Source organism: Oliverpabstia sp., from assembly GCF_022785585.1.
Lineage (GTDB): Bacteria > Bacillota > Clostridia > Lachnospirales > Lachnospiraceae > Oliverpabstia > Oliverpabstia intestinalis.
This window is the reverse complement of record NZ_JALFPR010000031.1, coordinates 1-11,183: the sequence shown is the minus strand read 5'-3', so window position 1 is coordinate 11,183 and position 11,183 is coordinate 1. Positions and strand designations below refer to the sequence as shown.

At 44.8% G+C, this 11,183-nt stretch carries 9 protein-coding genes; all 9 read right to left on the bottom strand.

Annotated features, from left to right (window positions below; all coding sequences use genetic code 11):
• On the bottom strand, nt 1-1,534 hold a 1,534-nt coding region (locus tag MSA64_RS01800; RefSeq protein WP_287890284.1), incomplete at its 3' end, for a putative polysaccharide biosynthesis protein.
• A gap of 85 nt (nt 1,535-1,619) precedes the next feature.
• On the bottom strand, nt 1,620-2,294 hold the full coding sequence (locus MSA64_RS01795) for a uracil-DNA glycosylase (RefSeq protein WP_022171729.1): 675 nt from the start codon (nt 2,292-2,294) through the stop codon (nt 1,620-1,622).
• Nucleotides 2,295-2,429: 135 nt separating this feature from the next.
• The gene (hisF, locus tag MSA64_RS01790; RefSeq protein ID WP_118315984.1) at nt 2,430-3,191 is read right to left on the bottom strand and encodes an imidazole glycerol phosphate synthase subunit HisF; all 762 of its coding nucleotides are present in this window, start codon (nt 3,189-3,191) and stop codon (nt 2,430-2,432) included.
• A gap of 1 nt (nt 3,192) precedes the next feature.
• Nucleotides 3,193-3,816, bottom strand: coding sequence for an imidazole glycerol phosphate synthase subunit HisH (gene hisH / locus MSA64_RS01785; protein WP_022171727.1), 624 nt, complete (start codon nt 3,814-3,816; stop codon nt 3,193-3,195).
• A 272-nt stretch (nt 3,817-4,088) separates the two neighbouring features.
• The gene (locus MSA64_RS01780; RefSeq protein WP_287890282.1) at nt 4,089-4,583 is read right to left on the bottom strand and encodes a pyridoxamine 5'-phosphate oxidase family protein; all 495 of its coding nucleotides are present in this window, start codon (nt 4,581-4,583) and stop codon (nt 4,089-4,091) included.
• A gap of 34 nt (nt 4,584-4,617) precedes the next feature.
• Nucleotides 4,618-5,625 (bottom strand): aldo/keto reductase, encoded by a 1,008-nt coding sequence (locus MSA64_RS01775; protein WP_154432131.1) that lies wholly within the window; start codon nt 5,623-5,625, stop codon nt 4,618-4,620.
• 167 nt (nt 5,626-5,792) lie between these two features.
• Nucleotides 5,793-9,374 (bottom strand): ABC transporter ATP-binding protein/permease, encoded by a 3,582-nt coding sequence (locus MSA64_RS01770; RefSeq protein ID WP_277663523.1) that lies wholly within the window; start codon nt 9,372-9,374, stop codon nt 5,793-5,795.
• A gap of 454 nt (nt 9,375-9,828) precedes the next feature.
• Nucleotides 9,829-10,506, bottom strand: a complete 678-nt coding sequence (locus MSA64_RS01765) for an MgtC/SapB family protein (protein ID WP_287890279.1) — start codon at nt 10,504-10,506, stop codon at nt 9,829-9,831.
• A 258-nt stretch (nt 10,507-10,764) separates the two neighbouring features.
• The coding region (locus MSA64_RS01760) for a hypothetical protein (protein ID WP_287890277.1) at nt 10,765-11,183 on the bottom strand (419 nt) is incomplete at its 5' end.

Below are 11,183 nucleotides of genomic sequence, written 5' to 3'. Positions count from 1 at the left end.
TCACATACAAAATCAGATATACCAGTGCTGCCAGAATTACAGAAACACCCAGACACACGATACGGATCGGCACCAGAAGATGTAGTCCGTAATATACGATCCATGCCACAACACCCATACCTGCTGCCGCTGCCAGTGGTTTTCCGTAACCGTTGACAAAATCGTTCTTGTGACCCAGATATTTTTTCAGGGACATGGCATTTAATACACACATGGCGACTGCAAATACCAGACTGGCGATCAATACAGAGAACACGCCCATCTGTGGAGCTGCAAAAGAACATACCGCCACAGTGATCACATTCAGCACCAGAGAAATCGCAGAGTTTCGAAGCGGAATTCTCGCTTTACCGATTGCCTGCAACACTCCGTTCGTAATCGTAGACAGTGCGGAGAAAATAACCGTTATGGAACCTGCTAAAAGCAGCTGTCCCGACAGTGTTCCACTGGATGGAAACAGCACTTTTGTGATTGGAAACGCCAGCACAGCCAAACCGACTGCTGCCGGGATACACAAAAACATCGTCAGCTGGATTCCCTCGTTGATCTTTTCATTTGCCTCTTTATACTCATTTTTGATAAATCTCGTTGCAATCTCCGGCATCATTGCAGAGGAAGTGGCACTTGAAAGTGCCAGCGGAATATTGATCAGCGTAATGTAGTAATTACTGTATTCTCCCCACTGACCACTGACTACTTTTGCAGCGATGCCTTTCATATTCAGGATATCCGAGAAAATCTTGGAATCCAGATAACTGCTGGCATTGTATACAAAAGTATTGAAAATAATCGGCGTTACCATCAGGAAAATGATCTTCATAACGCCCACCATGGACTCTTCCTGTGTATGTTTATCTCTGGCGATCTTTTTATGGATTGTTTTCCGGTTTGCCACATAGACGATCAACATAAATGCCAGACCGGTCAGCACACCGGCTCCGGTACCCATCGCACCACCGGCTGCACCATAAATCGCATGCGTCTCCTCGTCCACTGCAAACTTCTTGATCAACAGCCATGCCGCCAGAATACTGACGATCGCATTGGCGATCTGCTCCAGAATCTGAGAGATCGAGGTTGGCATCATCGTGCTGTGCGCCTGAAAATATCCACGCATAACGCCAAGAATTGCTGAAAAGAAAATTGTCGGCGCCAGCATCCGCAAAGCCAGAAGTGCCTGCTGCTGATTGACCGGAAGCAGATAATTACCAAAGAAAAAGGCAACCAGAGCTGCCACTCCACCCACGATCATTGCATATAATAACGCCCCATGAAAGACTTTCTGGGCATTTCGATATTGTTTCAGTGCCAGACGTTCCGATACGACCTTCGATACTGCCATCGGAATACTGTAGGCAGAAATCAGAAGCAAAATAACATACACGTTATTCGCATATCCATAATATCCAAGTCCTACCGTTCCCAGCACAACCCCCAGAGGGCTTCGATACAAAAGACCGATCACCCTGGAGATCAAAGTCGCCATCATCAGAAATGAGGCGTTTTTCACTAATCCATTTTTCTCACTCATCATTTACTCCTGCTTTATCTCTTTTTCGGTTTTTCCGGCTTTCATGGAAAAATCCCGGCAAATACCTGATCTGTCTTCTATAGCCGGACTACCTATTCTCGATCTGCCAGTCAATCGGCTCCAGACCATGTGCTGTCAGATAAGCATTTGTCTTACTGAACGGCTTACTTCCAAAAAATCCCCGGTAAGCGGATAGCGGACTGGGATGAGGAGCCTCCAGAATCAGATGTTTGTCCGGGTCAAGCATGGATTTTTTACTCTGAGCCGGTTTGCCCCAGAGGATAAAAACCATCGGGCGATCCTGCGCCGCCAACACCCGAATTGCCGCATCGGTAAATTCTTCCCAGCCGATCCCCCGATGGGAATTTGCCTGATGAGCACGTACGGTCAGAACTGTGTTTAACATCAGAACACCCTGTCTTGCCCATTTTTCCAGATATCCGTTGTTTGGGATATAACATCCAAGATCATCTTCCAGTTCTTTGTAGATATTCACCAGTGAAGGAGGAATCTCCACATCCGGTTTTACCGAAAAACAAAGCCCGTGCGCCTGTCCGTCTCCGTGGTACGGATCCTGTCCGAGAATCACTACTTTCACCTGATCCAGCGGTGTAAAATGAAACGCATTAAAAATATCATCTCCCGCCGGAAAAATCTGATGGGTTGCATATTCTTTTCCCACAGTTTCAAATAGTTTTTTATAATAGGGTTTGTGAAATTCCCCTTCCAGGGCTTTTGCCCATGCTCCTGAAATCGGAGGCATACGCCCTCCTCCTCTCCTGTGTGTGTAATGGCAATCTTCCTGTATCCGAATTTTACCGGATTTCCACGCACACTTGTATTTTCGTAGCTGTGAAGATACTGAACAGTTACGTATTTTTTTATATTTCCGATATCTTTACAGACGAACCGGAAGTCCTCTGTCCCGAAGATATTCCTTTACTTCCCGGATCTCCAGTTCTTTGTAATGGAACAGAGACGCTGCCAGTGCAGCATCTGCACCGCCCTCTGTCAATGCGTCATAAAAGTGCTCCAGCGAGCCCGCACCACCGGAAGCAATAACCGGAATGGATACTGCATCTGCGATCGCACGGGTCAGTTTCAGATCGTATCCTGCTTTTGTGCCATCTCCGTCCATACTGGTGAGAAGAATCTCTCCTGCTCCCAGGGCTTCTGCTTTTTTTGCCCATTCCACAGCATCCAGACCCACATCGATCCGACCACCGTTTTTATAGACATTCCATCCTGAGCCGTCTGCCCGCTGCTTTGCATCAATAGCAACTACTACGCACTGACTTCCGAACTTTAAGGCTGCTTCATGAATCAGTTCCGGGCGGTTTATCGCAGAAGAATTGATGGAAATCTTGTCTGCTCCTTCACGCAAAAGCAACCGAAAATCATCCACCGTGCGGATACCGCCTCCTACGGTAAAAGGAATAAATACGTTAGCCGCGACTTTCCGCACCATATCTACCACTGTATTACGATGATCCGAAGATGCTGTGATATCCAGAAAAACAACTTCATCTGCACCGGCCTCGTCGTACGCTTTCGCTACTGCCACCGGATCACCTGCATCCTGAAGATTGACAAAGTTCACGCCCTTTACTACTCTTCCATTATTTACATCCAGACATGGAATAATTCTTTTTGTCAGCATCTTATCGTCCTCCTTTTCCTTCCAGTTTTGCAAAATTTTTCAAAATCTGCAAGCCCACATGGGAACTTTTCTCCGGATGGAACTGGCAGGCAAACAGATTGCCGCTTTCCACAGAAGCATGGATATGGGTACCATATTCGGTTGTCGCAGTCACAATTTTTTCATCCTGTGCTTTCAGATAATAGGAATGTACAAAATACACATATGCATCTTCCGGAACTCCCGCAAACAACCGTCCTTTATTCGGAAATCGGATATTATTCCAGCCCATATGAGGGATCTTTAGCCCTTCTGCCGCAGGAATCCGAAGAATCTCTCCCTTTAAGATGCCAAGGCCCTCCACGCCCGGACTCTCCTCACTTTTTTCAAACAGAAGCTGCAGTCCCAGACAGATTCCCAAAAACGGAGTCTGCTCCTGAACTACCTGGTGAATCACGGGTACCAACCCGAAATGGTGCAGATTTTCCATCGCATCTCCAAAACTACCCACACCCGGTAACACCACTTTATCCGCAGCCAGAATCTCTTTCGGATCTCTGGTCACCAGCACATCCTCTCCTATCAGCTGCAGAGCTTTTTCCACGCTTTTCATATTTCCCGCATCGTAATCAATCAGTGCTATCATGTCTTCACTCCTCATCTGTTTTTCTGACACTGCCGCTACTCCATCACAGCTGTGTCTGCGACCTTTTAGATCGATTGTTTTATCAAATCATAACCGTAATAGATACAACTACAAAAACTGACAAAACATTACAGTTTAGTTTATCATAATTTCAACTCGAATTCCATATCTATTCTGCATAATATACCAGTGCTTTGGATTAAGTGTTACTGTTCACTCCGTTCCCGGTAACAATGAATCTTTCTCTGTAACCTGCAATAATTCAATTATTTTCAGGAATCCTGCTGCATCGCTGCCGGAAGTTTTCTCTCCTTTGCAGTAAATTCTTTCACATCAATACGGATTACATTCACAATTGATACCAGTTTCTCATCAAAGGTAAAGTCCTTTCCCGTCTGCTGTTTCATCAACAGGGACAGTGCTTTTTCCTTTTCTTCCACATCCGCCACCAGGGTTCCATATCCGCGTCCCATCACGCTCCGGTATGCCATCCCGTACTGGCAGGCTACCTTTCCCTCAAACGGAATCATATCTGTCTCCAGAGCAAATGAGACTTTTGGATTCTTCTCCAGAACATCAAATTTGTACCCTTTGGTGGCACCATGGAGATAAAACGTCAGCTTTCCGTCCACATATTCATATCCATAATTCATCGGCACCACATAAGGCCATCCCTCATCAGACAAACCCAGATGCAGGATCTTTGTTTCGTCGATGATCTGTAATATATCATTGATATCAGTTACTTCTCTTTCCCGTCGTGTCATAATTTTTCTCCTTCACCGTAATCTGATTCTCTCTCTATTCCCCAAAATCAGCTGCACAGATCTTCAGTTTTTCCCGGATCGGCAGGTGGTATGGACAGCGTGGTTCGCATTTGCCACAGCCGATGCAGGCAGAAGCTTTTACTTTTAAGGTACTGTATCGATCTCTGGCCCACTGCTCCAGATCATAACGTTGCAGATAACCGGCAAACAAGAAAACACTTGGAATCTGGATTCCTACGCTGCAAGGTGCACAGTAATTACAACGACGACAAAAATCCGTTCCCAGCTGGTCACGGACTGCCTGAATCTTTTCCTCTTCTTCCTTCGTCAGCGGTTCCTGATTCTCACAGGCTTTCTGATTCTCTTCCAGTTCCCGAATCTCTGCCATACCAGGAATAGTTATCGTCACATCCGGGTTGGAACATACATAACGGAGTGCCAGAGTTCCGTCTTCGATGGCACCTCCTGCCAGTGGTTTCATATCAATAAATCCGATGTTTTTCTCTCCACACCGACGAATCAGTTCAGCCCCCTGCTGTTCCACAATATTATAAGGAAACATAATCGTCTCCACCCAGTCCAGGGTCAGCGCACGCTCAAAAACTTCCGTGGAATGCGCCGTGATTCCGATATGTCCGATCTTTCCAGCGTTTTTCGCCTCCAGCAGTGCTTCCAGTGCCCCACCTTCTCCGATCACCTGATCCAGCTGTTCCATACTCGGATTATGTACCTGATACAGATCAATATAGCCTGTGCGGAAATTCCGAAGACTCGTCTCGATATCTGATGCCATCGCTTCTTTTGTTCTCGCCATGGATTTTGTCGCCAGCACGAACTGATCCCGGATTCCTTCCAGACCGTAGCCGATATACTGTTCACTGACAGTGTAGCCCCGTGCAGAGTCGATGTAATTGATTCCCCGCTTTACCATATCCTGCAACAGCTTTCTTGTTCCCTCTTCATCGATCTTCTGAATCGGAATCCCGCCAAATCCCATGCGGGAAACCTTTAATCCGGTTTTTCCAAGTGTTTTGTATTCCATTTATATTTCTCCTTTTTCTGTGACATATAATCTGATTTTTCATGAGATACATTATAACATCTTATGGGGCGGAATGAAATCTAAAAAGAGCCAGTATTCTTATATTTTGATAAGAAATACCGGCTCTATTGAACTGACTGATTACACTCAGGTTTTCATCAATCCACTTAGTCATTTCTCAGTGCCGTCACCGGATCACTCTTTGCCGCTTTCTTCGACGGGATCAGTCCACCGATAAACGTAAGAAATACGCTCAGCACGATCAGGATAAGTGCCGGAATCACCGGCAGGGATGCACTGACAGCAGTGGTATCTGCCAGTTTGTGAATCAGGGCATTGCCCGGGATCAGAAGTAACAGTGTCAGACCGATACCTATCAGACCTGCACACAGACCGATGATACAGGTTTCCGCATTGAACACCTGGGAAATATTTCCTTTAGATGCTCCTATTGCCCGCAGGATACCGATTTCTTTCCGGCGTTCCAGCACACTGATATAAGTAATCACTCCGATCATGATCGAAGAAACCACCAGTGAGATCGCCACAAACGCAATCAGCACATAACTGATAATATCAACAATATCCGTCACCGAGGACATCAGCGTTCCGACCATATCTGTGTAGCTGATCACCTGCTCGTCTTTTCCTTCTCTTTCCATCTTACTGTTATAATCATCCAGCAGATGCACGATCTGTTCCTTGCTCTCGAAGTTTTTCGGATAGATTGAGATACCACTCGGTTCTGCCTTATCTGCATACCCGAGTTTCTGCAGGTTCGAATCATACGTTGTACTTCCGGTATTTCCCATGGACATCATCAGTTCGGTCAGTTCTTCTCCATCCATGCTTATATCAAATGCCCCGGTAAATGCATCCGCATCAATAGAAAATGCATTCTGCAGATTCTCTCCCAGCTGACGCATCGTCTGAGTCATGACTTGTTCCATCCCTCCGGCGATCTGTGTCATTATCTGCCCCATCGCTTTCGAAATCTGCGTTCCCAGTGCCTGTGACAGAGTATTTCCATAAGAAGAAAATGCACTCTGCATATAGGTTCCGATTGCCGTGGATATCTGTTCTTCCACACCCTTCGTGTCGATCATCTTCATAAGCCCTGCAGAAAGTTCCTGCTTCGCGCTGTCTGTTCCCAGATAATCCATAAAGTACTCACCCATTTTCGCCGGATCCGGGTAACCGTTTTCCTGTACATAGGCTTCATATCCTTCCAGCAGCTCCTTCGAAAGTTTTTCCAGCTGTTCTTTTGTGATATTGACATTTCCGTTAATATGAATATTTTTCTCTGCCCAGGCAGTCAGGATCTGCTGGCATTCTTCTGTCTGGAGATATTCCGTCAGGTATTCATCCAGCTTCGTTATATCCGTATAGCCCTTTTCCTGGGCATACTTCTGAAATCCGGTCATGATATCTTTGATCAGCTGCTGCAGTTCTTCTTTTGATACTTCGACAGAACCGCTCGCTTCGATGATGTCTTTGATATTATTTTTCAGAATTTCCTGTGCTTTTTCTGTATTCAGATAACCGATAAAGTTCTCTCCCAGACCTGAATAATCTGCTTCCGGGTGTTCTTTTGCATAGTCACGATAACCAGTTAACAAAGTCGTAGTAAGTTTGCTCACATCTTCACTGGATGCCTGGATCTTGATTCCACTCATCAGATTACCGAGCGACAGATCCGGTGCTTCCGGAAGCGAAATATTAATGGCACTCAGATCCAGCATGCCCGAAAGATCCAGTGTATTCGGATCGACGGAAAATGCATCTGAGAGATCCGAGCTTCCTGCCATTGCATTTGCCATGACATTTTCATCAAATTTAAATGCATTTTGCAGTTTATCCTCATCGATCTTAAAGAGGGATCCCATATCAAAATCATTATCCGATTCTTTACCAAATTCTTCATTGGTAAAGACATCAATATCTTCATTTTTCATCTGATCTTTTACGATTTTACTGTTTTTCGCTTCCTCGATCACATGATCAGTCAGCTCTGCCGGATAATAGATACCGGTTCGAAGCAGGGCTCCGTTGACATCCTCCGATGGTTGCACGATACCGACCACTTTCAGGTCTTCCCCGTTTTTCACCAGTTTTTTCATATATTTATTATTATCCGATTTGTCTTTCCAGACCTTGTATTCACTGTCATAGCTGTAATAATCCGAAGCATTGACCAGTTTAAAGGTGGTTCCCAGAATATCCTCATAACGGTATGTGCCGATATTATCCGGAGTATCCACATCTTCATCCTTCATAAACTGTTCAATCATATCGTCAAGTTCCATAGCATCTCTGAGTCCCAGTGTGTACAAGAGAAAATCGCTGATACTTCCGTCCGCAGTCATAACTACCACACATTCGTCATAACTTTCCGGCCAGCGACCTGCTTTTACATCATACTGGTTTTTATACAGATTCTCCTCTCTCGGCATCTCATAAAACACATCTGTGCTCATCATCGAGGACATCATACTATTTGCACTCGACGAAGAACCAAGCCCCAGAGAAGCAAAGGATTTGTCCGGATTAACCTGACGAATCTTATCTCTATCTTTGTCCAGTCGAAAGATCTGCGGTGTTGCGCTGTAACTGTATTCCACGGATTTTGCGTATTTGCTGACTTTCTTTTCATGATCATCCAGATATTTTTTCAGCGATTTCAGGTCATTGGAGTCCATCGTGGAGAACATATTTGTGATCATCTGCACGACATTGACCTGATCGTCGTCTTCTTTCTCCGCGTCTTTATCATCTGTCCCCATGTTCATCGTCATCATGGAAGTCAGGTCAAACCCGGTACTCTGGATCTCCAGTGGATATTCCGATAACGTTTCTTCTTCCACCGACTGGATATAAGCATTGACACCATTTGACAGTGCCAGGATCAGCGCGATACCGATGATACCGATCGATCCGGCAAAGGAAGTCAGAAGGGTTCTGGCCTTTTTGGTCTTTAAGTTATTAAAACTCAGTGCCAGAGCTGTCAGAAATGACATCGAAGATTTTCCCATATTTTTATGTTCCGGCGGAGACAGTGCTGCCTCATCCACCTCATAGGGATTTGTATCCGAACGGATCTTTCCATCCCGCAGATTGACGATTCTTGTGGCATAAAGTTCCGCCAGTTCCGGGTTATGGGTAACCATCACAACCAGGCGGTCTTTCGCCACCTCCCGCAGCAGATCCATAACCTGTACACTGGTATTACTGTCCAGTGCTCCGGTCGGCTCATCCGCAAGCAGAATCTCCGGATCATTGACCAATGCTCTGGCGATTGCCACTCGCTGCATCTGTCCGCCCGACAGCTGGCCCGGTCGTTTTTCAATCTGTTCTCCCAGACCTACTTTTTCCAGGGCTTCTTTCGCTCTTCTTCTTCGCTCCGCTTTTCCCACGCCGGAGATGGTCAGCGCCAGCTCAACATTGGCGAGCAGTGTCTGATGCGGAATCAGATTATAACTCTGGAAGACAAATCCGATCGTATGATTTCGGTAGGAATCCCAGTCCCGGTCTTTGTATTTTTTCGTGGAAATCCCGTTGATGATCAGATCCCCGCTGCCGTAACGATCCAGCCCGCCGATAATATTTAACAGTGTGGTCTTTCCTGAACCACTGGGCCCGAGAATCGCAACAAATTCATTATCCCTCAGATTCAGACTGACATCATCCAGGGCTTTCTGAACCAGTTTTCCTGTTTTATATTCTTTTCGAATGTGTTGGATTTGAAGCATGTTCTTCTTTCCTTTCTTTTGCTTCGCTGTTTTCATGATAAACCACCATAAAACATACGGCGCCAACACCAAGATCATCCGGTGTCAACGCCGATTTTCGCAGATGATTATATACTAACATAAATTTTGCGGGGTGAAAATAAAAAGAATCTAAACTTCTGTAAAACATATCTAAAGAACCGGGCAAATACAAGTGCTGACATCTGTCCTGTTCTGTTTTCTACATATTTTTTAAGGATGATAAAGCATGAAAAGACTATTGTTAGCTGTTACTGTTTAATTCGAACTCATGGTAAATTCTACATTTTCCTGTGCACTGTCCAGTGCCTCATCTACACCCATACCACTCTGTGCTGTGAGAAATCAATACTATTGTCTGTAATATCGTTAAAACCTCATTTCATTTTTGTCCGTAGCTGCCCCATGTTCTTACTCTTACAATACCAGTACATTATCAGATAATGTCTACGCTGTTAACACCCGGAATCTCTTCCAATTGTTCCACATATGTACTTTTGTATGCAGTAGGCAACCGCAGAGTCAACAGCAGAGCGCATGGTGTTTTCTTCGTTTTCCCCTTTATTACATCCATAGTATCTACCTGTATCTGATTCTCCTGAAGTTTTTCCAAAAATTCAGAAATGCTTCCATTGGTTTCCAGTTCCACATAGACGGATAAATATTTACTGCGCCGAAAAAAATATTTTTCCAGACGTGGAAGCACGTGAAGGGAAATCAGTACACACACCGTAATGATAACTCCACCATCCAGAAACCCGATCCCCACTGCAAGACCAACGCATGCACATGCCCATAAACTTGCCGCAGTTGTCAGTCCCCTCACCTGATGCCCGGACACAATGATGGTTCCTACTCCAAGAAATCCTACCCCGCTGATCACCTGCGATGCCATACGCGAAAGATCCGATTTTCCAGGAAAATATACCTCCATATACTGCGCCGTCAACATAACCAGCGTTGCTCCCAGACATACGATCGTATTCGTCTTTGTTCCTGCTCCACGTTTTTTCAATCCTCTGTCCAGACCGATCACACATCCAAGTATCATGGAAACTACGATTCTAATCAAAATATTGGGAATTGTCCATTCCGCACATGAAAAACCAAACATGCGATTCCTCCTTATAACTTTTTATTCTCGTATTTCTTTTATTATACTATATCATATTTTTATATGCTTTTTTCAAACATTTCAATATACTTTATTTTTTATTTATTATACTTAATTTTAATACATATTATTTTCAACTTTACTGTAATAAAATAATCGTATCTTTCTTCTGCCAGTAAGCTGATTCTTACAAAATGTCATTTTTATAGAAAGACAGACCAGGTCGGATATCCGGCTCTAGTCTGTCTTTTCACACTTTTATTCTTTTTCAGAAATGATCTTCTCCATAAAGATCCCCGGAATCAGATAGTCTTTTTCCTCTCCGGTGTTTCCAATCAATTTATCCAGCATACGCTCCATCGCACACTGCGCGATTTTCTGCTCATCCTGGCGGATATGTGTCAGTTTGTACTGCCCGGATACGATGTGGTTTTCATCCATGCAGCACACTTCTATTCTGCCCTTTAACGCTTTTGCTTCCAGAACAGCCTCTGTCTCCATGGCAACACTGTACTCACCACATACGATACCTTCGAGTTCCTTGCTGTATCTCTCAACATACTCTGCAATCTGTTTTCGATAGATCTCTCCGCGGACTTCCACCGGATTATCATAGGTAATATACGGGAGACTACACTTTCCGACCGGAGTCATACCATATTCGGAGATTCCCTGAT

Bases quoted from the DNA above. Each gene is read 5' to 3' on its own strand.
- hisF (WP_118315984.1), bottom strand. From the start codon at position 3,191: ATGCTGACAAAAAGAATTATTCCATGTCTGGATGTAAATAATGGAAGA.
- MSA64_RS01770 (WP_277663523.1), bottom strand. From the start codon at position 9,374: ATGCTTCAAATCCAACACATTCGAAAAGAATATAAAACAGGAAAACTG.
- MSA64_RS01765 (WP_287890279.1), bottom strand. From the start codon at position 10,506: ATGTTTGGTTTTTCATGTGCGGAATGGACAATTCCCAATATTTTGATT.
- MSA64_RS01780 (WP_287890282.1), bottom strand. From the start codon at position 4,583: ATGACACGACGGGAAAGAGAAGTAACTGATATCAATGATATATTACAG.
- MSA64_RS01795 (WP_022171729.1), bottom strand. From the start codon at position 2,294: ATGCCTCCGATTTCAGGAGCATGGGCAAAAGCCCTGGAAGGGGAATTT.
- hisH (WP_022171727.1), bottom strand. From the start codon at position 3,816: ATGATAGCACTGATTGATTACGATGCGGGAAATATGAAAAGCGTGGAA.
- MSA64_RS01775 (WP_154432131.1), bottom strand. From the start codon at position 5,625: ATGGAATACAAAACACTTGGAAAAACCGGATTAAAGGTTTCCCGCATG.